This window comes from Pseudomonas sp. SZ57 (assembly GCF_009495975.1).
Classification (GTDB): domain Bacteria; phylum Pseudomonadota; class Gammaproteobacteria; order Pseudomonadales; family Pseudomonadaceae; genus Aquipseudomonas; species Aquipseudomonas syringae.
This window is the reverse complement of the sequence record NZ_WIBD01000015.1, coordinates 48,634-73,604: the sequence shown is the minus strand read 5'-3', so window position 1 is coordinate 73,604 and position 24,971 is coordinate 48,634. Positions and strand designations below refer to the sequence as shown.

Here is a 24,971-nt window from a genome sequence, read left to right as displayed (position 1 = left end):
CCCACTTTCGTCAATGTGCAGCAACAGGTAGCGACGGCATGACTCTCGATACGCTGGTAATGCAAGTCTTCAGCGGGTTCTCGCTGTTTTCCGTGCTAGTGCTGATGGCACTCGGGCTGACCATCGTGTTCGGTCTGATGGGCGTGATCAACATGGCGCACGGCGAACTGATGGCGATGGGCTCATACATGACCTACGTCACCTCCGTGGTGTTTCAGCGCTACTTTCCCGAGCTCATGGGCTGGTATTTCATCATCGCCATCGGGATGGCCTTTGTGGTGACCTTTGCCTTCGGCCTCCTGCTGGAACGCTGCTTCATCCGCTTCATGTACAACCGACCGCTCGACACCCTGCTGGCGACCTGGGGACTGTCTCTGGTCCTGCAGCAGCTGTTCCGCCAGGTCTTCGGCCCCAAGGAAGTCAGCGTGCCCACCGTGCAATGGTTGCAGGGCGCATGGAAAATCAGCGATGGGCTGGAGCTGCCCCTCAACCGGATTTTCATCATCGGTCTGACCTTCGTGATTGCCGCTGCGGTGTTCCTGTTTCTCTACCGCAGTCGCTGGGGCCTGCGCATTCGCGCCGTGACCCAGAACCGCGCCATGGCCGGTGCAGCCGGGATCAATACCGCGCGGGTCGACTCGGTGACCTTCGCGCTGGGCTGTGGCCTTGCGGGCATTGCTGGCAGTTCGTTCACCATGCTTGCGTCCACTGGCCCGGTCAGCGGTCAGCAGTACCTGGTGGACACCTTTATCGTCGTCGTGTTCGGCGGTGTGGAAAGCTTGCTGGGCACCTTCCTGTCGGCGTTCGCCATCGGCCAGACCCAGGTTTCGCTGGAATACCTGACCACCGGTTCCATGGCCAAGGCGATCACCCTGCTGGTGGTCATCGTGCTGCTGTTCTTCCGCCCCAACGGCCTGTTCGCCACGAAAGTGAGACGTTGAGATGAATGACATGACTGAAAAGCCGATGCTCCGGCCGCAGGCCACAGTGCCGGGCGCAGGCAAGCCAGCGGGTGGCTGGTTGACGCTGATCGAGCGCTACAGCCTGACCTGGCTGTCGCTGCTGTTGCTGGTGGCGTTACCCCTGATACTGGGTGATTTTCGCCTCGGTCTGGCCGGCAAATACCTGAGCCTGGCGTTCTGCGCAGTGGGCATGGTGATGATCTGGGGCTACGGCGGCATCCTCAGCCTCGGCCAAGGGATTTTCTTCGGCCTGGGCAGCTACATGATGGCGATGTACCTCAAACTCGAAGCCACTGCCACGGACGAAGCGGCCAGCGCCCTCGCCGCTTTCTACGGCTCGGCACTGCCGGACTTCATGATCTGGAACAGCGTCGAAGCCCTGCCCTGGTGGTGGAAGCCGTTCGAGTCGGCGACCTTTACCCTGGCCGCGATCCTGATCCTGCCTGCACTGCTGGCGTTTCTGTTCAGTTATGCCTACTTCAAAAAGCGCGTGGGCGGCGTGTACTTCTCGATCATTACCCTGTCACTGGCCTCGATCATGTCGATCATGATCATCGGCCAACAGGGCTACACCGGCGGCGTCAATGGCCTGACCGATTTCAAGACGGCCTTCGGCCTGAGCCTGCAGACGCCCCAGACGCCCTGGATTCTCTACCTGATCACCACACTGTTGCTGCTGGCCAGCGTCGCGATGTGCGGGTTCATCCTGCGCAGCCGCCTGGGCAAAGTGATCGTGGCGATCCGTGATCGCGAAGACCGGGTGCGCTTCTCGGGCTACAACACTGCGCTGTTCAAGGCCTTCATCTTTGCCGTGGCCGCACTGATTTCCGCGCTGGGCGGGGTGATGTTCACCTTGCAGGTCGGCCTCGCGTCGCCCTCGCTGGTGGGCATCATTCCGTCCACCGAGATCGTCATCTACGCCGCACTGGGTGGGCGCCTCTCGCTGGTGGGTGCGGTGTACGGCACGCTGCTGGTCGGTACGGCCAAAACCTGGCTGTCGGAAAACTTCGTCAGTTTCTGGCAGTACTTCATCGGTTTCCTGTTCATGGCCGTGGTGCTGTTCCTGCCCACCGGGCTGGCCGGGCTGCTGCAGCGCCTGAACAACAAGGAGACGCAGTCATGAGCGCGATGTTACTGAGCGTCGAAGACCTGACCGTGTCATTCGACGGTTTCAAGGCGGTCGACAACCTCAATTTCTATGTCGAGGAAAACCAGGTGCATGTGGTGATCGGGCCCAATGGCGCGGGCAAGACCACCCTGCTCGACATGATTTGCGGCAAGACCCGCCCGAGTGCCGGCAGCATCCGCTTCAAGGACCTGCAACTGGCCAATATGATCGAGTACCAGATCACCCGCGCAGGCGTGGGCCGCAAGTTTCAGAACCCGTCGGTCTACGAAGACCTCACCGTGCGCGAAAACCTCGACATTTCCTCGCCGGACAAGCGCGGCATCTTCAACTGCCTGTTCGCCGGAAAGAATGCGGCGCTGAATGCCGAAATCGATCAGACCGCCGAAATGATCTTTCTCAAGGACCAGCTGGGACGCAAGGCCGGGCTGTTGTCCCACGGCCAGAAACAGTGGCTGGAGATCGGCATGCTGTTGATGCAGCGCCCGGAACTGCTGCTGCTCGACGAGCCCGTTGCCGGCATGAGCGCAGGCGAGCGGGAGAAAACCGCTGGCCTGCTCAAGCTCATCGCCAAGGGTCGCGCGATGGTGATCATCGAGCACGATATGGAGTTCGTGAAATCGGTGGCCGACAAGGTCACCGTCCTGCATCAGGGCAAGACCCTGGCCTACGGCTCGATGGATCAGGTGCAAAACGATCCTCGCGTCATTGACGTCTACCTGGGGTACTGAACATGCTGAATGTCTCTCACCTCAATGTGTATTACGGCGACAGTCACGTGTTGCGTGACCTCAGCCTGGAGCTGGCGGCAGGCGAGTCACTCGCGGTCATGGGCCGCAACGGCATGGGCAAGACCACGCTGCTCAGAAGCCTGGTCGGCATGTTACCGACGCGCAGCGGCAGCATCACCCTCGCCGGGCAGGAACTGACCGGCAGCAAGAGCTACGAGCGGGTCGCCGCCGGGGTCGGTTTCGTGCCTCAGGGGCGGATGATCTTCCCCTACCTGAGTGTCGAGGAAAACATCCTGACCGGCATGCAGGGTGCGCCCGCCGCGCCGATTCCCGACTACATCTTCGAGTACTTTCCGGTGCTGTTCGAGATGCGCCGACGCAAGGGCGGCAACCTGTCCGGCGGTCAGCAGCAACAGCTGGCCATCGCCCGAGCGCTGGTCTCCAACCCCAAGGTGTTGATCCTCGATGAGCCCACCGAAGGCATCCAGCCGTCGATCATCAAAGACATCGCCAAAGCCCTCAACCTGCTGAAAAAGGAGCGCGGGTTTTCGCTGATTGTTTCCGAGCAGGTGCTGTCGTTCGCCATGGCGGTGGCAGACCGCTACCTGATCATCGAAAAAGGCGAATTCGTGCACAGCGAAGTCCGCGAGACCGTCGACCGCGAGCGCATCCTGCGCTACCTGACAATCTGAACAACGCACAGGAGCCATCGCCATGCTGATACTCGACCGCATTCTGGGCCAGGCCAGCGACCCTGCCCTCGCCGACCGCTTGCATGACCTGAGCCACGCCGGTCAGGTCGAAACCCTGAGCCTGTCGGGCAGTGACATTCAGCGCCATCGCCTGCGTCTGGCCAGCGACCGGGGCACCGACTGCGCAATCCGCCTGGAACGCCACCAACAGCTGCGCAACGGCTCGGTGCTGATGCTCGACAATCAACGCGCCATCGTCGTACAAATGCAGGATCAGCAATACCTCGACTTGCAGCCACGCGACGCAGCCGCCGCGCTGGAACTGGGTTATTTCGCCGGCAACATGCACTGGGCGGTGCGCTTTGCCGGAGACACCTTGCAGATCCCGCTCAACGGCCCGGAAGCTGACTACCTCGAGCGTCTGGCGCCCATGCTCGCGGACGGCCGGGTGCAGCGCGCATGAATGCCTCGAGCAGCCTGTTGCTGGCCCTGCAGCAGGCCGACAGTTTCTTTCCCGGCGGCGCAGTAGCGTGGTCATGGGGTCTGGAAACGCTGGTCGCTGACGGGCACCTCGGCCACGGCGAAATCGTCGCGCCACCACGTCGGCAACGGACTGTTCGCCATAGCCGCAGTGCCGAAGTGCATGGCTTCGTCGAGGGCCAGTTGCGCCATCGCTGGAACAGTTTTGATCGGGTGTTTCTGCTCGCCGCCTGGCACGCGGCTGATGACCCGCCGGCGTTGATGGCGCTGGACGCCCAGATCGAAGCGTTGACCCTGGCCGAGGAACTGCGTCAGGGCTCACGACGTGTCGGCCAGGCATTGCTGGGCGTGCATGTCGCGCTGGGCACATCGGGCGCGGCGTCCTATCAACAGCAGATTCTTACAGGCAACACACCGGGCCATCTGCCCGTGGTGCAGGGCCTGCTCTGGAATCACCTGGGCATGCACCGCGATCACTCCCAGCTGGCTTCCGCGCACGCTTTGTGTACCGGGCTGGTCAGCGCCGCCGTGCGGCTCGGGGTCATGGGCCACATCGATGCGCAACGGGTGCTGACCGATATTCAACCGCTGATCACCGAACTGCTGGCGCAGGAGCCGCCGTCGCCGGACGACGCATGCGGCTTTACCCCCATGGGCGAAATCGCCGTGATGCGCCACGAAACCCAGGACCTGCGCCTGTTTGCCAATTGACCGGCCTTCTACTGACAGCTCTGGAGCCCCCTCATGTTGCTGACCCCTACCGAACTTGAACGACTCACGCTGTACACCGCTGCCGAGCTGTCACGCAAACGCCGCAGCAAGGGCCTGCGCCTGAACTTCCCGGAAGCTTCGGCACTGATCGCTGACGAAATCCTCGAAGGCGCGCGTGAGGGCCGCAGCGTCGCCGAGCTGATCGGTTTCGGCTCGACGATCCTCAACACCGATGACGTGATGCCAGGGGTCGCCGACCTGCTGCCGGTGCTGCAGGTCGAGGGCACGTTTCCGGACGGCACCAAACTGGTCACTGTGCATCAACCGATCCGGCCGGGCCGACTGCCGCTGGCGGTCATGCCCACACCAGGGGAGATCCTTTCACCTGACGGCGATATCCACCTGAATGGCGACCGCCCGACCGCCACCCTGCGCGCGATCAATACCGGCGACCGGCCGGTGCAGATCGGCAGTCACTATCACTTTTTCGAGGTCAACAAGGCGCTGGATTTCCCGCGTGAAAGTGCCTTCGGCATGCACCTGGATATTCCCGCAGGCACGGCGGTGCGCTTCGAACCCGGCGAGCTGCGCGAAGTGCAACTGGTGCAGTTTGGCGGAACTGGCGACATCCACGGCTTCAGTGGCCTGACCAATGGCAACCTGCACGATCCGGCCTGCAAGCTCGCAGCGCTGAAGCGTGCCCGCGCCCAATACTTCAAGGGAGCCTGAGGCATGGCAACGATGACGCGCAAGGAATACGCCGCCATGTACGGCCCCACGACTGGCGATGCCGTGCGCCTGGGCGACACCTCGTTGCTGGCCGAAGTCGAGTTCGACCACTCGGTGCCCGGCGATGAGTGCCTGCACGGCGGTGGCAAGACGCTGCGTGACGGCATGGGCCTGATGCCCGGGCATGACAGCGCTGACGGCGCCCTCGATATGCTGATCTGCAACGCGCTGATCATCGACCCGGTGATCGGCATCGTCAAAGGCGACATCGGTATCAAGGACGGCAAGATTGTCGCCATTGGCAAGGCCGGCAACCCGCAGATCATGGACGGCGTACACCCGCAATTGATCTGCGGCGTCTCCACGACCGTACGCGATGCCGAGGGCCTGATCGTCACCCCCGGCGGTATCGACGTGCATGTGCATTTCGACTCCGCGCAACTCTGCGATCACGCGCTGGCGGCAGGTTTGACCACACTGATCGGCGGCTCGCTGGGGCCGATCACGGTCGGCATCGATTGTGGCGGGGAGTGGAACGTCGGCAAGATGCTGCAGGCTGCCGAAGCCTGGCCGATCAACTTCGGTTTTCTGGGACGCGGCAATTCCAGCAAGCCCGAATCGCTGCTCGGGCAACTGCGTGGCGGTTGCCTGGGACTGAAGATTCACGAGGACTGGGGCGCCATGCCGGCAGTGATCGACACCTGCCTGAAAGTTGCCGACGAATACGACTTTCAGGTGCAGTTGCACACCGACACGCTCAATGAATCCGGGTTTCTCGAAGACACGCTGGCGGCCATTGGCGACCGCACCATTCACATGTACCACACTGAGGGTGCAGGCGGCGGGCATGCGCCGGACATCATCAGCGTCGCCGGAAAAAGCAACTGCATCCCTTCCTCGACCAACCCGACCAACCCCTACACCGTGAACACGTTCGACGAGCATCTGGACATGATCATGGTCTGCCACCACCTCAATCCGGATGTGCCGGAAGACGTGGCGTTCGCCGAATCGCGAGTGCGCCCGCAGACCATCGCCGCCGAGGACATCCTGCACGACACCGGCGCCATTTCGATCCTGGGCTCCGACAGTCAAGGCATGGGCCGTATCAACGAGGTGATCTGCCGGACCTGGCAACTGGCGTCGAAAATGAAAGACCAACGCGGTCGCCTGCCGGAAGAAACCACGGCACTGGGCGATAACGAACGGATCAAGCGTTACATCGCCAAATACACCATCAACGCCGCGCGGGTATTCGGCATCGACAGCTACATCGGCTCTCTGGAGCCCGGCAAGCTGGCCGATCTGGTGCTCTGGCGGCCGGCCTTCTTCGGCATCAAGCCGGAGCTGGTGGTCAAGGGCGGCTTCATCGTGCACGCCGTGATGGGTGATTCCGCCGCCTCGCTGTACACCTGCGAACCCTTGGTGATGCGCCCGCAATGGGGCGCGTTTGGCGAGGCCAAACAGGCGCTGTCGGTCAACTTCGTCAATCGTCTTGCCGTCGAGGCCGACACCGCCGCGCGACTGGGGCTCAAGAAGCAACTGCTGCCCGCGTTCGGCACTCGCACCCTGCGCAAGTCCGACATGCTGCACAACGATGCCTGCCCGGACATCCGCGTCGATCCGCAGACTTTCGATGTGTACGCCGACGGCGAGCGCCTGCACTGCGAGCCGGTCAGCGAAGTGCCACTCGCGCAGCGCTACATGCTGCGTTGAAACCATCTCCGCACAGGAAACCCGCCAATGAACCAAACCACGAATGCTCCCGCTCCATCTTCCGAACATGCCGCTGCCCACCCGCATCCCGGCGCAGCGCGTGTCGGCATCGGCGGGCCGGTCGGCTCGGGCAAGACACGTCTGCTGGAACAACTGATCCCGCGCTTCATCGCACGAGGCACCGAGCTGGCGATCATCACCAATGACCTTGCCACCCGTGAGGATGCCGAGCGTGTGCAGCGCAGCGGACTGATCGACCCGCAGCGGGTTCGCGCGGTGGAAACCGGTGCCTGCCCGCACACGGCCATTCGTGAAGACCCGACCCTCAACCTGCAAATGGCCGATGAGCTGGAAGCGCGCTTCGGTAATCTTGATCTGGTGCTGATCGAATCCGGCGGCGACAACCTGGCCTCGACCTTTTCGCTGGATCTGGTGGACTACTGGATTTTCGTCATCGATGTGGCAGGCGGCGACGATATCCCGCGCAAACGCGGCCCCGGCGTGCTGAGCTGCGACCTGCTGGTGGTCAATAAATATGACCTGGCGCCCTATGTGGGTGTCGACCTGCCGCGCATGCGGCGCGAGTCAGCGCAAGCGCGCAACGGCCAGCCGGTGCTGTTTACCAACTGCAACACCGGCGAAGGCGTCGACGCGGTGGTGGACGCGATAAGCCGTGCCGTGTTGTTCGACCGCACATGAACGCCCATCAATCGTCACTGCCCGCACAGACGAAAAGCACGGCACATATCGCCTTCAGCAAAGCGCCTTCCGGGGACAGTTATGTGTCTCGTCAGGAGGTCGGCTACCCCTTCCATCTGGGGCGTACCCTGACCCTGCCGCAGGACCCGCCCGGCATGGCGGCGGTCTACCTGCAATCGTGCTCGGGAGGCCTGTTCGCCGGGGAACAACTGCACCTGCATCTGCACGCGGGGCCAGGTACACAAGTGCACGTCAGCACCGGCGCTGCGACGGTCGCGCACAGCATGCTAGAACAATCGGCGCGGCAGACCGTGACGCTGGTCGCCGAAGCCGATGCGCTGCTGGAGTACCTGCCGATGGCGACCATTCTGTTTCCACAGACACGACTGCACAGCCGGGTGGACGTGACATTGCACCCCGGCGCACGGGTGCTGCTGTGTGATGCATTCTGCCTGCATACACCTCTAGGCAGCGAAGGACTGCCCGACTTTTACCGCGCCGATCTGCAGGTCTACAGCCCGGCCGGAAAACTGTTGGCCGGTGACCGACTGGCAATGACCGGCGCAGACCTGCAACGCCGACTGCCCGGCGTAAGCGGACAACGGCAAGCCTTGGCAACGTTCATGCTGGTGGGTCAGGGTTTACCGGTAGAGGATTTGAAACGGACGTTACGCGAGGCGTTACACGACGTTGCCGATAGCTACCAGGGCGTCAGCGCATTGCCGAACGATTGCGGCGTGTCCGTACGCGTGATGAGCGCCGATGCAGTGGCGTTGCGTAATGCGCTGCATCTGGCCTGGGCGTGCGTTCGGCAGCAATTGACAGGACTTGCGCCGCGGGTGCGGCGCAAGTGAGCAGCCAGGCCGTTGCAGAGCACTTTCCAGGCTCAAACGACTTACGGCTTGCCTTCCCAGCGCCGAAAGAGAACGCTGGCATTGACCCCGCCAAATCCGGTAAGGCGAGATTACTATCAGCAGGACGAGCGGATCTTGCAACGCCAGCACCGAACGAATGTGCGGCAGTCGATTTTGTAGAACTGATCGCAAAGCCACTCCGCCTTTAAGCGTAACGATTCATGATCAGATTCTCTTCATCTCTGTGCCAGTTGAGGCATGACTGCTGGAATTTCGGGGTAGCGATCCTCTGTCCGGACGGATTTTGAACCAGATCGAATACATCGCTGGCAGGAAGACCAGCGTCATGACAGTCCCGCCGAGAGTGCCTCCGATCAGCGTGTAGGCAAGCGTGCCCCAGAACACCGAATGGGTCAGAGGAATGAACGCCAGGATCGCCGCCAGTGCCGTGAGCAGCACCGGGCGTGCGCGCTGTACGGTCGCTTCAACCACCGCATGAAACGGGTCGAGCCCTTGCTTTTCGTTATGGTCGATTTGCCCGATCAGGATCAAGGTATTGCGCATCAGAATGCCGGACAGCGCGATCAGCCCGACCAGGGCGTTGATACCGAACGGCTGATTGAACAGAAGCAGTGTCGGTACAACACCGATCAACCCGAGCGGCGCGGTGAAAAACACCATCATCATCGCCGACATCGAACGCACTTGAAGGATGATGATCAGCAAGGTGACGGCAATCATGATCGGAAACAGCGGCGCCAATGCCACAGTGGCCTTTGCCGACTCCTCTATCGATCCGGCCTGCTCGATCCGATAGCCCTGCGGAAGACTGTCGATGATCGGCTGCAGTGCTTTCATGATCCCGGCGGAGACATCCGGCGGTTGCAGATCTTGCGCAATATCACCGCGCACGGTGATGGTCGGCACACGATCTCTACGGCGCAGAATCGGGTCTTCCATGCGCACTTCGACCACTCCGGCCTGCGACAAAGGAATACGCTGACCGGCAGCCCCCACCAGCGTAAAACCCTCGATCTTCGCAGGGTCCAGGCGGATGTCACCTGCCGCCCTGCCCATCACGTCCACTGAACGGATATCTTCGCGGACAGACGTGACAGGGATACCTGAGAGCAGGAACTGCAATTGCCGGGCAACTGCGCTCGAGGTCAGCCCGACGGCCTGCAAACGGTCCTGATCCAGAGAGAAATGCAGCGTGGGCACCCGTGTTCCCCAATCGCTGTTGACGGTACGCATCATCGGACTCGCCGCCATCACGGTTTCGACCCGCGTGGCGATCTCGCGCAATGTGTCAGGGGCTGGCCCGCTCACGCGATACGCCACGGGAAACGGTGAGTAAGGACCGAACACGAGCTGTGTGACCCGGACCCGGGCTTCAGGTGCAAGCCCGTCAGCAACAGCCTGACGAATCCGCAGCTTGAGCGCCTCACGTGCTTCCTGGCTTTCAGTCAGTACAACGATCTTTGCAAACGACGGGTCGGGCAGCTCCGGCGCCATTGCCAGATAAAAGCGTGGCGAGCCCTGGCCGATGTAGGACGTGACGATCTTCGCGGCATCCTGCTTGTGCAGCCACGCCTCGACCTTGGCGGTGGTGGCGCTGGTCTGCTCGATGGACGTGCCATAGGGCATCTGCACTTCGATCAGTACTTCCGGGCGATCGGAGGTCGGGAAGAATTGTTTCTTGACTGCCCCCATTCCGAGAATCGCCACCACAAATGCAGCGATCACCGCACCCGCCACCCACCACTTCCTGGCAATGACATGGGCCAGAGCCCGTCTGAAACGATTGTAATGCGCCGTGTCGTAGATGGCGGCGTGTCCGCCTTCAACCGGCTTGATTTCCGGCAGCATCTTCACCCCCAGATAAGGTGTGAAGACCACTGCAACTATCCAGGAAGCAATCAGGGCGATGCCGACAATCCAGAACATGTTGCTGGTGTACTCGCCGGCAGTCGACTGCGCAAAGCCATTGGGCATGAAGCCGACAGCGGTCACCAGGGTACCGGCAAGCATGGGCGCCGCTGTGTGGCTCCAGGCATAGGCTGACGCCTTGATCCGGTCGTAGCCCTCCTCCATCTTCACCACCATCATTTCGATGGCAATGATTGCGTCGTCCACCAACAGGCCCAGCGCCAGGATCAGTGATCCCAAGGTAATACGATCGAAGTTCTTGCCCGTCGCTTCCATCACGACGAAGACCATGGCCAGCGGTACGGCTGCAGCGACCACCACACCGACTCGCCAGCCCATGCTGAGAAAGCACACCAGCATCACCACAAGCAAGGCGACGAAGAATTTGATCATGAACTCGTCAACGGCCGAACCGATGTTCACCGACTGGTCAGTGACCTTGGAAAGCGTCACTCCCAATGGCATGCCTTGGTTGATTCTGACCGTTTCTGCGTCCAGCGCCTTGCCCAGGTCCAGACCGTTCCAACCGTCGCGCATCACGATGCCCAGCAACAGGGCCGGCTCACCCTGATTGCGGACCAGAAAGGTCGCGGGGTCTTCATAGCCGCGCTCCACTGTCGCCACATCCTGAAGCTTCAGCGTTTTACCCCGCGCCACAATCGGCGTGTTGCGGATGTTCTCAAGCGTGTCGAAGGCACCGTCAAGACGCAGAAACACCTGCGGTCCGCTGGTTTCAATCGAACCGGCAGGCGTCAGGACGTTCTGGTCGTTGAGCGCCGAAAAAATGTCCTGAGGAGCGATACCCAACGTTGCCAGCCGCTCATGGGAGAACGACACGAAAATTCGTTCGGCTTGCTCGCCGATGATATTGATCTTCTTCACGCCCGGCACATGCAGCAGACGCTGGCGCAGTGACTCGGCATCGCGTACCAGCAGTCGCTGCGGCTCACCTTTGGCTTTCAACGCAAACAGCGCAAAGGTCACATCCGAGAATTCATCATTGACCATCGGACCAATGACCCCTGCGGGCAATGACTTCGCGGCATCACTGAGTTTCTTGCGCGCCTGATAAAACTCTTCCTGCACCTGAGAAGGTGGCGTCTTGTCTTGGAATGAAACCATAGTGAATGCCAGACCTGGCCGGGTGTAGGTCTCGCTACGGTCGTACCACTTCAATTCCTGCATACGTTTTTCAAGCGGCTCGGCGACCTGATCCTGCATCTCCTGAGCGGTTGCGCCAGGCCACGCAGAAATAACGGTCATTTGCTTGACGGTGAAAGGCGGATCTTCCGCACGCCCCAGTTTGAAAAATGAAAGCGTACCGGCCACGCCGATCAAAATAATCAGAAACAGCGTGATGGCGCGTTCGCGAACGGCCAGTGCAGAAAGGTTGAAGCGTCCCGGATTCATGGTTGCGCCTCAGCGGTGATACCACCCTGCTGCACGCGCACTTGCTCACCGTCGTGAAGTAAATGCGTGCCCAATGCCACGACCTGCTCACCGGCCTCGAGACCACCACTCACGTTTGCCGAATCGTCACTCACACCCAGCAGCTGTACGGCGCGCCAGGTGACTTGTGCAGGCGTACCTGCAATGACCCAGACACCTGGGCCTCGACCGGGGTCATGCAGAGCGGCAATGGGTATCGCCAGCGACTGCCGGGCAGGCTTGCCAGCGGCGATATCGAGGGACACCGTTGACCCCAGAGGCGCACTGACGTTTGAGCCTTCAAGCACATACCTGGCTTCAAACGTACGCGTCAGCGGGTCTGCGGCGTCAGAGAGCAGCCGCAACCTTGCCGGTATGACGCGCGCACTGTCGCCATACAGTCTGGCCTCAGCCCGATCACCCATCGCCGGCCGCAAGGTTTCAGGCAGATGGACAATGGCTTCGCGTGGCCCGGCCTTTGCCAGCCTGACCACGGGCTGGCCTGCGCTGACGACCTGCCCAGGCTCGACCAAAGTGTCGACCACCACGCCGTCGGCGTCCGCCAGTAAGACGGCGTACCCGCTTGCGTTACGTGCCACGCTGGCCTGCGCTTGTGCAGCATTCAGTTCTGCCTTGGCGGTGTCGGCCAGGGATTTGATCCTGTCGTAAGCGGAAGCGGATATCGCACCAGCGACGACCAGGTCACGGTTGCGCGCTTCGTCATCGGCGGTCTGCCTGGCGCGCGCCACAGCAGCGGCAACCGCCTGCTGTTGGGCCTGAGCCTGAAGACCAAGGTCAACGGGATCCAGGCGCATCAGCGGCTCACCGCGCTTGACGGTCTGGCCGGTATCAACCAGGCGCTCGAGCACCTTCCCGGAAACCCGAAACCCCAGTTCGCTCTGAACCCGAGCGACCACAACCCCGGTGAACGAACGGGAAGCTTGGTCAGCACTTGCAACAGTGGCCGCCCTTACCAGAGGCGGCTGGGTACGTGGATCGCGCACGCCGGATGACTCGCTGCACGCAGCCAGGAAGAGAGGCAATAACAACAAGACGGTAGTGTTGGGTCTGGACAGGAGCATGGGATCCCTTACTTGAAATCAAGTGAGCAGGGAAACGATTCTCCGTAAAGTGACCAAATTAGTCAACGGTCACAAATTCAGGGTGCCAGACTTCGCAGTATCAACGCCGACAGATGGACCGGGGCCGTCGACACGATGTCGAGGTTGTATTGCAATTGCACCGGGTTGATGTACGGACGCATGACCAGATGAATGGCCTGAACGGCCTCATCCAGAGGTGTCTTGCGCTCGAACTCTCCGGACTCCCTGCCCTCAAGAACGATTTGCTGGATGAGCTGGCGAATACGTTCGTCGTGCGCGGCAGCAGAAGGCCACTGATCACGGCCTGCGACAGCGGCTATGTCATACAGCTTCCGGTCGTGAAAAAACAGATCGCTACCCGCCTCCACAAGCGAGCGGAACAGGCGCCGCAGCCTCTCGGAGGCTGTTGGCGCGTCGCTGATGGCCGAGTTCACCAGCGCCATGATCATCGCCAGCCGGTTCGAGCAGATCACTTCGCCGATAGCTTGCTTGGAGTCAAAGAACTTGTAGATGTAGGCCTTGGAAAAACCAATGGCCTTGGCCAGATCGGAGACCGTGGTTTTCTCATAGCCGTAGTGGCCGAAATGCTGTGTTGCCGCTTCGACAACCTGGTCGCGAACGCTGTGGTCGGAGGGACCGCGCATTGGCGATGTCTTGATTTGATTAGTCATGTTTCCAGCTTAGCTATGTGAACACTCGTTGACAACAAGTGACCAAATCGTAATATAGTCACGACCTGATCACCTCAAGGAATTTCCATGCGCCCGATTTGTACTTATGTACTGGTCATGAGCACCGGCCTGCTGTCGGGCTGCGCCGTGGGTCCGGATTACCAGCGCCCGGATGCGCCCCTGGCTGACCGCTATCTGACTCAGCCACGTGGCGCTGCGAATATTACCGCGCATCCGCCGGTCAGTGCCGCGTGGTGGGACGGTTTTGATGATCCGTTACTGAGCAGCTTCGTGTCACGCGCACTGGCGCAGAATCTCGATCTCGCTCAAGCCAGCGCGCAACTGGCTCAGGCACGCGCCGGAGCAGATGCGGCAACCGCCGCCCTGCTCCCGTCGGGCAACATTGATGCACAGACGGCGCGGGCTCATCAATCGGTAGAGACTCTGCTCGGCCAGGTGCTGAACTCGGCACCTGGCTACGATCGTTATGGCAATTCCTATGAAGCCAATCTGACCGCAAGCTGGGAGCTGGATGTTTTTGGCGGTTTGAGACGCAGCCGACAGGCTGCACTGGCTGAATACCAGGCTTCGCAGGCAGGTGTTGCGGCTGCGAGGCTCGCTGTGGCAGCCCGGACCGCCGATACCTACATAACCATCCGTGGTCTGCAAGCCAGGCTGGCGATCACAAACCGACAGGTTAAAACTCGGCAAGACCTGCTGGAAAAAGTCCAGCTCCTTCATGAGCGTGGTCTGTCGCCTGAATATGAAGTCCGTCAGATCGAAGCTGAGCTTTTACAGGTGCAGGCAACAGTGCCGATTCTGCAAACAGGTCTCGACGCTGCCATGAACGCGCTTGACGTGGTGCTGGGCGTACCACCTGGAACTCATCGGGGCTCTCTGGCTGAAACAGGTCGAATCCCACACGCACCCGAGCTGACGTCGATAGGGACGCCAGCCGATCTCCTCCGTCGCAGACCTGATCTGATCGTGGCCGAGCGGCGCCTCGCCGCGTCGAACGCGCGTATCGGCGTGGCGATCAGCGAGTATTACCCCAAACTCTCACTCAGCGCATTGCTGGGCAGCGCCACAGCCGTGTCGAGCGGCAATCTGTTTACCGGTGGTGCCAGTCAGTCAGCAGGTATTTTGGGGCTTCGCTGGAGGCTTTTTGATTTCGGCCGGGTGGACGCCCGGATCAGTCAAGCCAAAGGACAAGAGGCAGAGGCTCTGGCGGCTTATCGACAGTCAGTTTTGCGCGCCACTGAGGACGTTGAAAATGCTTTTTCTTCGTTGGCCAGTCGCGAAACTCAAGCTGCAATGCTGGGTAAAGGCGAAACTGCACTTGCTTCAGCCCGGCAATCGTCATTCGCAAGCTATAGCAAAGGTGCCGCCAGCTTGATCGAGGTGCTGCGCGCCGACGAGAAAATGCTGCAGGTCGCTGACGCCAAGGCGCAGGCCCAGGTCGAATCCGCGCAGGCGGCGGTCGCCGTATTCAAAGCGCTGGGTGGTGGTTGGCAAATGCCTCCCACCACTTCATCTGACGAGAAGATGCATACACTGTAGGCGCCACCAAAGAGTGCATCCTTTCAGATCAGGCTTACTCAGCGATAACGTTCAAGCCAGTGAGCGTAAGGTGCAGGCAAGGTCCAGGCCGATTTTTCAACGCCCAGTTCTTTCGCTGCGAAGTAGGCCCAATGAGGGTCGGCCAGATGTGCACGACCAATCGAGACCAGATCGAGCTGGCCTGACTTGACCGCTTCTTCAGCGAGCTTGGGCTCGCCAAAACCCCAGGCGCTGGTCACGGGAATGTCCGCCTCACGACGCACACGCTCGGCGATCGGCCCCATGAACGCAGGCCCCCACGGAATGTTGGCGTCCGGGGTGCTGAAACCGACGCTGACGCTCAACAGATCCAGCCCGCCAGCCTTGAAGCGGCGCGCCAGTTCGATCGACTCTGCCAGAGTCTGCTCGTCGCGACCGTCGTATTCGATCACGCCAAAACGTGCGGTCAGCGGCAGGTTCTCAGGCCAGACTTCACGCACTGCAGCCAGGGTTTCCAGCAGGAAACGGCTACGGTTATCGAAGCTGCCGCCGTACTCATCGGTGCGCTGGTTGGAGTGCTCGGAGAAGAAGCTCTGCCCCAGATAACCGTGGGCAAAATGCAGCTCGATCCATTCAAAGCCGGCATCGCGTGCGCGACGCGCAGCATCGACGAAGTTCTGGCGAACACGCGCGATATCGTCCAGGGTCATGGCGCGCGGGACTTTCGGCAGGTTGGCACCGAACGCGATGGCGGACGGCGCGATGGTGTCCCAGCCGCGCGAATCGGACGCCGCGATATGGTCATCGCCTTCCCATGGACGATTGGCGCTGGCCTTGCGACCGGCGTGAGCAATCTGAATACCCGGTACGCACCCTGCGGCCTTGATGGCTTTGACGACAGGCACGAATGCCTGCGCCTGTTCGTCATTCCAGATACCGGTGCAACCGGGGGTAATACGCCCTTCCGGCGCAACGGCGGTAGCTTCGACCACCAACAGACCCGCACCACCGCGTGCCATGCTGGCCAGATGCACGTGGTGCCAGTCGTTGATAACACCTTCGGTTGCCGAGTACTGGCACATCGGAGGAATGGCGATTCGGTTGCGCAGCGTGACGTCTTTCAGTTTGAAGGGTTCGAACAATGCAGACATTGGAAAGCTCCCGTAGGCCAGATGACTTTTGATTTCAGTTGTTCGATGGTAATCGAACTATGGCAATAAACGGAAGCCTTGATATCATCCCCACCATGCGAACCTTCCAACACCCCGATCCTGAAGACCTCACACTCGAACGCTTACTCTATGCCTTGAGTGATCCCGTTCGCATGGGAATCGTGCGCTGCCTGGCCGGCGTTGCAGAGGCCACCTGCGGCGAACTGGACGGCGGACGCCCCAAATCCAGCATGTCCCATCACTTCCGCGTGCTGCGCGACGCCGGGCTTGTACAGACGCGCAATGTTGGCACCACGCACATGAACTCGCTTCGCAAACAGGTGCTTGAGAGCCGTTTCCCGGGTCTGCTGGACAGTATTCTGGCTCAGCATTGACGTAAAAAATCGTCAGCCCTGAGAGAATCCGCGCTGCCATTTCATTGCATGAATTTCGATGCGCTGCTCGGGATCGTCATCCAGCGCATCAAAGGTTAGGCGCGTTTTTTGAATATGCAAAAAAACCGGTATCAGCGCTTCGACTAATACCGGGGGTTTCAGCAGGGTGATCCTGCTGACGAGATGCGTCTTCAGACCTTAAAGCCGAAACTTGCCCACTTCCGTCTGCAGACTGGTAGCGAGGTTCTTCAGGCCGCCGCTGGTCTTGAGCAATTCCTGAACCGATATGTTGTTCTGTTCAGCCATTTGCGCGGAGCGCTCGACGCTACGTGCGACATCCTGGCTCGCTGCGGTTTGCTCACGCAGCGCGAAGGATATCTGGTCGACCACTTGCAGAACCTTGCCCGAACTGTCGCGAATCTCGATGATCGCTTGACCGGCGGTGCCCGCCATTTCGACGCCTTCGTTCACTTCCTGAACGCCGCTACGCATGCTCTCGACGGTTTCCCGTACACCCGCCTGAATTTTCTCGATCATCCCGGCGATTTCCTTGGTGGACTTGCCGGTGTTCTGCGCCAGCAGGCGCACTTCGTCGGCAACCACTGCGAAGCCACGGCCTTCGTCGCAGATACTTGCGGCAATTCGGCCCGCGTGAACCTGTACCTTGCCAGCGGCGGATAGCGCATCGTTGATCGCCGTCTGAAACCCAAGCGGCCTGACGTAGACCGTGGCGACGATTTCCTTTTCGCCCTGCTGCCATCTGATTTCTTTCTCAACGGGGCGGCCGGTAAACGCACCGACGCCGCGCAAGCTTTCAAGACTTAATTTCATCGCGATGCCTTATGCGTTAGCCGACTTGCGAATCCAGGCGGAGCCGCCGGAGCGCTGGATGGTGCCCGCAGTCTTCACGACTGTGTTTCCTGCGAAGTCGAATGGGAAGTCGGCGACATAGCCGTCGAACACGAACCAGGTGCGTGTCGGTGGCAACACGAAATCATCGCCATCCGCATTTAAGGTGGGCTTGATATCGAAGCCATCAGCCCAGCCAACGACCCACGACGTATTTTCGACCGAGTCATCCTCGGAAAGCTGGTAAAGCCGGACGTGCGAGGCGTTTTTCGGATCAGCGTCTACTGAGAACGAAGCCTGTCCAGGCGTACGCAAGCCGCGCAGGTATCGCCTTACCTTGTCACTCAGGCACGTAATTTCAACTTGGTCTGCTGGGTTGCCGCCGGGGTTGAACGCTGTAATGCATTCCACCTCGATTACCTCCAGCTTTGTCGGGTCTGCGGTTGTAGGCACCAGCGCATACATCTGTGTGCCTTGAGTCAAAATCGCCATGATTTTCTCCAAATGACGGGCATAAAAAAACCCGCACATGGCGGGCTGAAAAGTTGGTTGGGACTACCTGAGCACTATCCAGTCGACATCGAAGCTCGACCGGTACAACTTTGTTTCGGCGTCTTTGCTCTCGCCACCCCAGCGGACCACGTAAGCTTGCAGCTCAATGGCGTTGCTGATTGCAGCTGTCACAGCCCTCGCGTCGCTGCCCGTGGCGGCATACACGTCGACTTGCAGCGTGAAGCTGTCAGCATCAGGACGGCCGGCGAGGTAGTTTTCTGGACTGCCGGTGATGAGTTGCCAGACTGCATACGGCTTCGCCACGCCTTCAGGTGCATCATCGAACGGATAGAGCCTGGTGGGGCTGACGCCGAGTAGTTCCGTCACGCCTGCGTCAGCAGCGCATACCGCGAATATGGGTGCATATGACATCACGCCACCCCTGCGGCCTTGGCCGCTCTTTTAATCGCGCGGTCAATGGCCTTCTCGTATTCAGTGATGAATGTGTTGGTTGCCTCGGCTATGTTGTCGGCCAAGGCTTTTCGCGCGAATGGATCCGCCCGCATTTTTGAAGTGCCGAATTCGATGAGGCGCCAATGAGGCGTCGCAGCGTTCGCAGATTTGTCGCCGCCCTTCTTGAGGACAGCGCCTTGCAGAACACCAACCCGGAAACCCAGGTCACCGCTCGACTTGAACAATTTCCCGTTCCAGCGAAGCGCGACGTTGTCCGCGATGGATCGGCCTGTTTCAGGGTCGTCTATCCGCTGCGCGCCTTCTTTCATCTTGTTGGCCACCAGTTGGGCAGCCTTACGCAGCGCCGACCGACCGCCCTTACGCTTCATGTCCTGAGTGATCGATTCGAGTTTTCCGACGAGAGAGTCAATACCCTCCAGTTGGAAATCCACTGAGTCAGCCATCGTTGACCCCCTTGGCCACCAAGATGGTGAGATAGTCCAGCCCCGAATCTGGATCGGGCAAAGGCGGGCCTTTGATGTCGTAGGTATCCCCCCGGTACAGGATTCGCATCGTCGGTAGCACACCGGCTCGGTAGCGGATCACCATCCGCGCGGTGGCCTCCGACTGGCTGGCCTGGGCAGCAATGAAATCCCTGGCGCTCAGCGGCTCGACCGCTGCGGGCACCTTGTCCCAAACCGTTTGCCAGCTCTCCAGCTCTTCACCGGTTTTAGGGTCCTGCAGTCTGCCCAACGCCTGGAACGTGATGCGATGACGAAGTCGACCGGCGCGCATTACACGCCCATCCCGATGCGGTATGGCATAAGTAGCGACTTGGAGGCCAGTGGCAGCTCCGAGGCAATAGTGCCGATTACCACTTCCTCGCGGTTGGCGAAGAGGTTGCCCAGCTTGAGCAGGCATGCTGCCTGTATGGCCTTGTTGATCACAATGCCGAAGTCGTCCATATCTATCTGCTCAAAGCTTTCAGACAATGACTGGCGAGCGCGCTCGCGAAGACGGCAGCGAATGTCAGAGTTTTCTGGGTCATCGGCCAACTCCAGCGCAGCCCGGTAGGCAGCTCTCGCGGCTTGAGTGCGCTGAATGATTTCAGCCTTCACCTTATCGAGATCAGCCTGATCGGCATAGAAACGGCGCTGCAAAAACTGCATAACAGCCTCCTCCGCCGCGCCCAGAAGTTCCTCCACGAGCAGCTGATCCTCGGATTCTGCGTGCAGGTGATGCATGGCCGTTTCTATACTGATGAAGGGCCAAGCGAATCCGGTCAATGCGCTGCTCGCCGGTTACCGTCCAGCCAGCTGGAGACGCGTATTGGTTTGCAACCGGAACGAGCCCTTGCAGATTTGCACCGGCACCGCTGCCGTACAGCAACTGAGTCTCTTCAGCGAGCAGCAACCCATAGCGAGCGCGCGCATCGATGTAGCTCTGCAAAGCCTTTGCGTCATCCAGAATCTGACGCGAGGCTTTGAACAGATGGGCGATGGTACGAACCGACGCCGTGATCAAGGCGGTCTCGATTTCGGAATACGGTTTTGCAGAGCCCTCCGGTACGGTCGCGGCATTGTTTGTAAAGCCTGTTTCGCGGACATACTCAAGGGAGCCCGCCTCAGTCTCGCCGGGTGCAATCAAATCTCGAATGGTGGCCCGACGCATGCCCGGCAGCGCGGCAGTGTCCAGGCGCTCCGTGGCCACCAACCGGCTGAAGTCAGACGGGACGTTCATGTTTGAGGCGTTGACCTCAATACCCGCCGCCTTAATCAGATTGGGCGACTTGGTCACCATCAGCTTCGCGGGCCTGAACACTTCCCATGCCTGCTTCTCGGTCGTAGCGCCTGAATAGACTTCGGCGCCGTACTCATCATCAGCAACGAACATGCAGATGCCTACGCCACCGGCTACGACTGACTTGCCATTCTTGCGCGGCACTTCCCAATAGCTTTCACGGAACCTGCGGTGCCCCCCCTTCTTTTTGACCCAACCATACGTTACGGCTAGCCCAAACAGCTGCCACCCCTCGAGCGTGATGCGTTGACGCTTGAAAGCCCACTCGCCCTTGGTATGTGGCAGCAACTGCATCAGCTTGAGCTTTTTCTCAGCCTTCGCCGGATCGAACTTGAATCTGAACCCGCGCTTGCGGCTGGCTGCCATTTCATCGAAATGGCGCTGCACTGCCTGATGGATGTAGCGACAAGCTGGCACTTTCCCACGTAGCAGAGACCTACCCCACACCATCGCTTTATCAACGTTGGGGTGGGCGGACTTGGCCATTCAGGATCTCAATAGTTCGGCGAATTCGTTGGTCTCTTTTTCCTTGTTTCCTCCGATCAGACGTGTGCGGCTGGCTGGGTCAAGGCCGAGCATCGACCCGAACGTCACCATTTGCCGCATCGTTTCGTTCGCGGCGGTCAGTGCCGGGTTTTTCATCGGTCCGCCGGTGGCACCAGTAACCACGATGCCGTGGGTCTGGACTGATTCCTGCGCCATCCGCCAGTTGTCGTATGCAACGCAGAACGCTTCGACGTTGTGTAAATCAGTTATCGCGACCACGTTTTCGCGCAGAAGCTCGGGAACAATCATCTTCCACATCTACGAAGCGCGGTCGCTGAGCCATTCGGGCGGATCAACATTTGTGATCTTCGAAAAAGCGGGCTCGGCCTTGTTCAGCGCGCGTTTGCCCGGATTTCCGGCTAGTGCTTTCTTGGCGGTCGGCTTGGGTTTGCGACCACGGCCGGCGACCGTGGCGGTACCTCCCATCGCGCAACTCCAGAATTTTTAATTTCGCGGGTGTAAAAAAACGATTGAGGGCGCGGTCTAGAAGCGAAAGGGCCCAGACTTTTGACCCTCCCCCACCGCACCAGACTGGTGCGCGCACCATATCGGTGCATTTTCGTGAAACCTGACGAGAATCGTTCTCGTTTCTGTCAGCGAGGCCGGGCAGCCTGGGTGTTGCCCCATCCGCCGTCCTCTGCCGCCGTCTTCGTGCTGTGGCATGGATGACACATGGCCTGCCAGTTGGATCGATCCCAGAACAGGTCCATGTCACCCTTGTGAGGAACGATGTGATCAACGTCTGTCGACGCTGTGACACGTCCAACGCGCTCGCACTCTACGCAGAGCGGATGCTTAGCCAAGAAGCCCTTGCGCGCCTGTTGCCACTTGTAGCTGTAGCCGCGCTGGCTGCTGGTCTCGCGTTGCTTCTCCCGCTGCTTCACTTCGAACTGCTTGCCTACATCCTTATGGGCGTCACAGTACCTAGGGTTGCGGGTCAAGGTGTTGCAGCCCTGGGCATTGCATGGTTTCTGCGGCCTCAACGGCATGGTGTACCGTCCAGGTAAGTCTGGGGCGGTGCATCAGGGTCTTCTGGCTCTTCTTCACTCAGTGCGTCGATCAGCAGCGTCTGTTGCTCTGTCATCAGCCGAAGCAGTTCTGTCTGCTTGCGCATCTCTTCAAGGATCGCAGCACCGTTCGGCTGCAGAGCCACCTGAATGCCAGGTTGACTTACCAGCAAGTTGCACCCAATCCGCTGAGCAAATGGCTCAAGGCTCTTGGTCACTCGTTCGTGCTGAAGGACTGTCATAGGTTTCTCTGGGTAGATCACCAGTAGATCGCCCTTGCTCGGTGTCAGCTTTTGTATCTGGCTTAGCAATGAGTTGCTGTGCTCGTTCATATGCCACCTTGCTCCACTTCTTGAACTACTAACGCCGAAAGGCACACCCAATGCATCTCGCCACCAACCCCCGCAAGAAACCTGTTTGCGGTCAGATTGATACCGTTCGGCGGGATTCCTTGACAACCGCTCAAGCCGAGAAAGTATGTGCCGATATAAGATTTTTGAAGCTTGGCAAGATAGCTCAGGAGGAGCCATGCCCGACTTGGACCAAATAATTAATAACCATCAAATACTCTCAGACACAGTCCTAAAGCTGAAGGCTATATACGCTTCAGAAGACCCGGTAGTTGTTGGGCTTTTGGAAAAACTTAATGACTCATTAGTTGCGCAGCACGAATGCATGACCCGTTTATATGAGCTATCCATTCTGAACGCTAATTTGGCCGAAAATTCGCAGCCCGTATTATGCTTGGTAAACTCGAATAGACGTTCGATTTTTTAAGCGTTTGCTTCCTTGGAATATCACTTTGATTTGCTACGTTGTATCTGCGCATCCACTTGGTCAGCACAGGTATCCAGCAGGTTGATGACGCGATTTTTCAACGCCCAAAGATCGCCATTCAGGGCTAGCTCGTCGTCGCTTTCACTTACCCGCTCACACGGGACCATTTCCGGCGCTTCCAGTCTTACAGATGTCGTCTTAATCGCCACTGGCTGCGGACTTGCCGCGCAGGCCGTTAGGCAGAGGCTGAGGCTGAGGAGTCCAGGCAAAATCAGTCTTTCTGTTGACTCTGAGCGTATCAACGGTCTTTTGTGGCTAAAAAAACGGCCCTTCAGCCCCCGAGCAATCCGATGGAACAAAGGGCGCCGCAAAGGCTGCGAAACTAGGGAAGGGCTGCGACCTTCAAAGGTGTTTTTCATGGATTGCCTCTCAAGTTTAAGCCCATCTGGCAGATACATTCGTAAAGCCCAACTCACAGTACATTACACAGGGATGACTTCATGAACTTTAGATCCTTTCGCATAGCTCCCAGAGCAGCTATTGCCTTTTCTATTATTACGGTTTTCGTACTGTTACTGGGCGCCTTTGCCTTCGAGCAAATACGCGACCTTAGATCGACTCAACAGACTCTCGAGAACGACTGGTTACCTAGCATTCAAAAGGCAGACGATATTCAGATAGCATTGCTTCATACTCGACTGGAAGGTATCCGCTTACTTGCGTCGACAGACTCCGAAGTGTTCGACACTACAGCAGAGGCAATAAAAAGAAATCGTGATGAACTCAATACGCTCACAGATTACTACAGACGATATTTAATTTCTGAAGAACAAGAAAAAGCACGATTTGAAGAAGCGTCCACACTGATGAAGCAATACCTTGACGGGTTAGACCATTTGGTTGGACTCGCCCGAGCAGATCGGGATGCTGCTATTGAGTACGCCAATGGTCCTCAAGCAGATAACGCCAAAAACTACCAGATTAAACTTACAGCCCTGCGCGATGTAAACTCCGAAGGTGTGAAAGAATCTGGTGAGCACTCTGCTGTCGTATACGAGCACAGCCTTAAAGTCATGTTGTTTATAGTCATCACTTCCCTTTTGGTCACAATTTTACTTGCTTGGAGACTTACAAAAAGCATGTCTAGCCCCATAGGAGATTGCCTGGGTGTCGCTGAGGCCATAGCTAGAGGTGAATTGAATCGCTCCATCAACGTGTCTGGAAAAGATGAAGCCGCCGGTTTGATGCAAGCCCTCAAACAAATGCAAGAAAATCTTAGGCAGACGATTCAGGGTATCGTGAATTCTTCTGCTGAACTGACATCGTCAGCCACGCAGATGCAAACAGTCACCGACAAAGCTGGTTTAACTCAAGAACAGCAAAACGGCCAAATCGATCAAGCAGCCACGGCCGTTACCCAGATGAGCGCTGCCGTTGAAGAGGTGGCACGGAATGCAACATCCACATCTGAGTCGGCACGCGAATCGAGTCACGCGGCAAAACTTGGAAATAGTAAGGTGACTCAGACACTGGACGCTATGAAGCAACTCACTTCTCAGGTGGAAATTACCTCAGAACAAGTACAAGATGTTGCGGACCAGGCCCAGAATATTGCTGAAGTCGTCAGCGTAATTCAAGCGATCGCCGGTCAAACCAACCTGCTTGCATTGAACGCTGCCATTGAGGCAGCACGAGCTGGAGAGCAAGGCAGAGGCTTTGCTGTTGTAGCTGATGAGGTTCGTGCGCTAGCCCAACGCACGCAGGAATCGACTAAAAAAATCGAAAGCATGATCATTGCTATCCAAGAAGGTACTAAGGGCGCTGTGAGCTCGATGCAAACAAGTACATCTCAGGCACATGCTACGTACGACATAGCTCAGGAAGCGGGTAAAGCATTACAAGAAATTATGGACGCCGTACAACTTATTGAGGAGCGCAACATGCAAATTGCTACAGCCTCAGAAGAACAGGCCTATGTAGCAAGGGAGGTGGACCGCAACTTAATAAGCATTCGAGACCTATCTGGCGAAACTGAAAAAGGTACACACCACATAATGAGCGCAAGTAAGAAAATGTCAGGTTTGGCCGTCGACCTCGACGGCATGGTGAGAAAGTTTACACTTTAAGCTTG

The 24,971-nt window shown here is 58.9% G+C and carries 29 protein-coding genes and 1 pseudogene; 14 read left to right on the top strand and 16 right to left on the bottom strand.

The features are described 5' to 3' along the window. The first annotated feature begins 38 nt into the window (after positions 1–38). The 10 genes from urtB to GE543_RS14900 are packed head-to-tail and all read left to right on the top strand — an operon-like array spanning position 39 to position 8,700. On the top strand, positions 39–941 hold the full coding sequence (urtB, locus tag GE543_RS14945) for an urea ABC transporter permease subunit UrtB (protein WP_003407314.1): 903 nt from the start codon (positions 39–41) through the stop codon (positions 939–941). Between the two features lies 1 nt (position 942). After that, positions 943–2,085 carry an urea ABC transporter permease subunit UrtC gene (urtC, locus tag GE543_RS14940; protein WP_153221755.1) on the top strand — a complete coding sequence of 381 codons (1,143 nt, stop codon included), beginning with the start codon at positions 943–945 and terminating at the stop codon, positions 2,083–2,085. After that, a complete protein-coding gene (gene urtD / locus GE543_RS14935) occupies positions 2,082–2,819 on the top strand; it encodes an urea ABC transporter ATP-binding protein UrtD (RefSeq protein WP_153221753.1) in 738 nt (245 codons plus the stop codon). Before urtC ends, urtD begins: the two co-directional genes overlap by 4 nt. Before the next feature lie 2 nt (positions 2,820–2,821). Next, the gene (urtE, locus tag GE543_RS14930; protein ID WP_003432976.1) at positions 2,822–3,511 is read left to right on the top strand and encodes an urea ABC transporter ATP-binding subunit UrtE; all 690 of its coding nucleotides are present in this window, start codon (positions 2,822–2,824) and stop codon (positions 3,509–3,511) included. 22 nt (positions 3,512–3,533) lie between these two features. Continuing rightward, a complete protein-coding gene (gene ureE, locus GE543_RS14925) occupies positions 3,534–3,974 on the top strand; it encodes an urease accessory protein UreE (RefSeq protein WP_153221752.1) in 441 nt (146 codons plus the stop codon). After that, a complete protein-coding gene (locus GE543_RS14920) occupies positions 3,971–4,702 on the top strand; it encodes an urease accessory protein UreF (protein WP_153221750.1) in 732 nt (243 codons plus the stop codon). Before ureE ends, GE543_RS14920 begins: the two co-directional genes overlap by 4 nt. Positions 4,703–4,735: 33 nt before the next feature. Beyond that, a complete protein-coding gene (locus GE543_RS14915) occupies positions 4,736–5,431 on the top strand; it encodes an urease subunit beta (RefSeq protein ID WP_046235907.1) in 696 nt (231 codons plus the stop codon). 3 nt (positions 5,432–5,434) lie between these two features. Next, positions 5,435–7,147: an urease subunit alpha gene (gene ureC, locus GE543_RS14910; RefSeq protein WP_153221748.1), complete on the top strand. Its 1,713-nt coding sequence runs from the start codon at positions 5,435–5,437 to the stop codon at positions 7,145–7,147. 27 nt (positions 7,148–7,174) lie between these two features. Next, positions 7,175–7,846, top strand: a complete 672-nt coding sequence (gene ureG / locus GE543_RS14905; RefSeq protein WP_153221746.1) for an urease accessory protein UreG — start codon at positions 7,175–7,177, stop codon at positions 7,844–7,846. Next, a complete protein-coding gene (locus GE543_RS14900) occupies positions 7,843–8,700 on the top strand; it encodes an urease accessory protein UreD (protein WP_060409724.1) in 858 nt (285 codons plus the stop codon). Before ureG ends, GE543_RS14900 begins: the two co-directional genes overlap by 4 nt. Before the next feature lie 225 nt (positions 8,701–8,925). On the opposite strand, the gene GE543_RS14895 is transcribed toward GE543_RS14900, so the two are convergent. The 3 genes from GE543_RS14895 to GE543_RS14885 all read right to left on the bottom strand — a co-directional run bounded on the left by GE543_RS14895 (position 8,926) and on the right by GE543_RS14885 (position 13,831). Continuing rightward, entirely contained in the window at positions 8,926–12,039 is a 3,114-nt protein-coding gene (locus GE543_RS14895) for an efflux RND transporter permease subunit (protein WP_060409725.1), read from the bottom strand. Then, positions 12,036–13,139 carry an efflux RND transporter periplasmic adaptor subunit gene (locus GE543_RS14890; protein WP_011267493.1) on the bottom strand — a complete coding sequence of 368 codons (1,104 nt, stop codon included), beginning with the start codon at positions 13,137–13,139 and terminating at the stop codon, positions 12,036–12,038. The genes GE543_RS14895 and GE543_RS14890 overlap by 4 nt, the downstream gene beginning before the upstream one ends. 77 nt (positions 13,140–13,216) lie before the next feature. After that, the gene (locus GE543_RS14885) at positions 13,217–13,831 is read right to left on the bottom strand and encodes a TetR/AcrR family transcriptional regulator (RefSeq protein WP_024641382.1); all 615 of its coding nucleotides are present in this window, start codon (positions 13,829–13,831) and stop codon (positions 13,217–13,219) included. Between the two features lie 87 nt (positions 13,832–13,918). Between GE543_RS14885 and GE543_RS14880 the strand changes: the two genes are divergently transcribed. Beyond that, the gene (locus tag GE543_RS14880; protein WP_058399461.1) at positions 13,919–15,391 is read left to right on the top strand and encodes an efflux transporter outer membrane subunit; all 1,473 of its coding nucleotides are present in this window, start codon (positions 13,919–13,921) and stop codon (positions 15,389–15,391) included. A gap of 38 nt (positions 15,392–15,429) precedes the next feature. Here GE543_RS14880 and GE543_RS14875 read toward each other — a convergent pair whose 3' ends face one another. Then, on the bottom strand, positions 15,430–16,521 hold the full coding sequence (locus tag GE543_RS14875) for an NADH:flavin oxidoreductase/NADH oxidase (protein ID WP_024641380.1): 1,092 nt from the start codon (positions 16,519–16,521) through the stop codon (positions 15,430–15,432). Positions 16,522–16,580: 59 nt separating this feature from the next. Here GE543_RS14875 and GE543_RS14870 point away from each other — a divergent pair, with 59 nt between their 5' ends. Further along, positions 16,581–16,916 carry a helix-turn-helix transcriptional regulator gene (locus GE543_RS14870; protein WP_024641379.1) on the top strand — a complete coding sequence of 112 codons (336 nt, stop codon included), beginning with the start codon at positions 16,581–16,583 and terminating at the stop codon, positions 16,914–16,916. Between the two features lie 198 nt (positions 16,917–17,114). On the opposite strand, the gene GE543_RS14865 is transcribed toward GE543_RS14870, so the two are convergent. The 12 genes from GE543_RS14865 to GE543_RS14810 form a co-directional block, all read right to left on the bottom strand. Continuing rightward, positions 17,115–17,747 (bottom strand): methyl-accepting chemotaxis protein, encoded by a 633-nt coding sequence (locus GE543_RS14865; RefSeq protein ID WP_024641378.1) that lies wholly within the window; start codon positions 17,745–17,747, stop codon positions 17,115–17,117. Positions 17,748–17,756: 9 nt separating this feature from the next. Then, positions 17,757–18,257, bottom strand: coding sequence for a phage tail tube protein (locus GE543_RS14860; protein WP_024641377.1), 501 nt, complete (start codon positions 18,255–18,257; stop codon positions 17,757–17,759). Between the two features lie 63 nt (positions 18,258–18,320). Beyond that, on the bottom strand, positions 18,321–18,689 hold the full coding sequence (locus GE543_RS14855; protein ID WP_058822654.1) for a DUF3168 domain-containing protein: 369 nt from the start codon (positions 18,687–18,689) through the stop codon (positions 18,321–18,323). After that, complete coding sequence (locus tag GE543_RS14850; RefSeq protein ID WP_058822655.1) at positions 18,689–19,174, bottom strand: HK97-gp10 family putative phage morphogenesis protein; 486 nt, start codon at positions 19,172–19,174, stop codon at positions 18,689–18,691. Before GE543_RS14850 ends, GE543_RS14855 begins: the two co-directional genes overlap by 1 nt. Continuing rightward, positions 19,167–19,505, bottom strand: a complete 339-nt coding sequence (locus GE543_RS14845; RefSeq protein WP_046832802.1) for a phage head closure protein — start codon at positions 19,503–19,505, stop codon at positions 19,167–19,169. The genes GE543_RS14850 and GE543_RS14845 overlap by 8 nt, the downstream gene beginning before the upstream one ends. Beyond that, a complete protein-coding gene (locus GE543_RS14840) occupies positions 19,505–19,954 on the bottom strand; it encodes a head-tail connector protein (RefSeq protein WP_032607791.1) in 450 nt (149 codons plus the stop codon). Before GE543_RS14840 ends, GE543_RS14845 begins: the two co-directional genes overlap by 1 nt. Beyond that, positions 19,839–20,996, bottom strand: coding sequence for a phage major capsid protein (locus tag GE543_RS27470; protein WP_256664767.1), 1,158 nt, complete (start codon positions 20,994–20,996; stop codon positions 19,839–19,841). The genes GE543_RS14840 and GE543_RS27470 overlap by 116 nt, the downstream gene beginning before the upstream one ends. After that, on the bottom strand, positions 20,997–21,305 hold the full coding sequence (locus GE543_RS27900) for a phage terminase small subunit P27 family (RefSeq protein WP_080392446.1): 309 nt from the start codon (positions 21,303–21,305) through the stop codon (positions 20,997–20,999). It lies immediately after the preceding gene. Positions 21,306–21,314: 9 nt separating this feature from the next. Next, positions 21,315–21,482 carry a hypothetical protein gene (locus GE543_RS27895; RefSeq protein WP_235595631.1) on the bottom strand — a complete coding sequence of 56 codons (168 nt, stop codon included), beginning with the start codon at positions 21,480–21,482 and terminating at the stop codon, positions 21,315–21,317. A gap of 167 nt (positions 21,483–21,649) precedes the next feature. Further along, on the bottom strand, positions 21,650–22,045 hold the full coding sequence (locus tag GE543_RS14820) for an HNH endonuclease (protein WP_024639056.1): 396 nt from the start codon (positions 22,043–22,045) through the stop codon (positions 21,650–21,652). Further along, on the bottom strand, positions 22,036–22,395 hold the full coding sequence (locus GE543_RS14815) for a hypothetical protein (protein WP_024639055.1): 360 nt from the start codon (positions 22,393–22,395) through the stop codon (positions 22,036–22,038). Before GE543_RS14815 ends, GE543_RS14820 begins: the two co-directional genes overlap by 10 nt. A 465-nt stretch (positions 22,396–22,860) precedes the next feature. After that, a complete protein-coding gene (locus GE543_RS14810; RefSeq protein ID WP_152532979.1) occupies positions 22,861–23,259 on the bottom strand; it encodes a hypothetical protein in 399 nt (132 codons plus the stop codon). Between the two features lie 81 nt (positions 23,260–23,340). Here GE543_RS14810 and GE543_RS27890 point away from each other — a divergent pair. Further along, positions 23,341–24,111: pseudogene (locus tag GE543_RS27890) on the top strand (MCP four helix bundle domain-containing protein); the annotation flags it as partial. Then, complete coding sequence (locus tag GE543_RS27885) at positions 24,085–24,966, top strand: methyl-accepting chemotaxis protein (RefSeq protein WP_371834300.1); 882 nt, start codon at positions 24,085–24,087, stop codon at positions 24,964–24,966. The pseudogene GE543_RS27890 and the gene GE543_RS27885, both read left to right, overlap by 27 nt. Positions 24,967–24,971 lie beyond the last annotated feature (5 nt).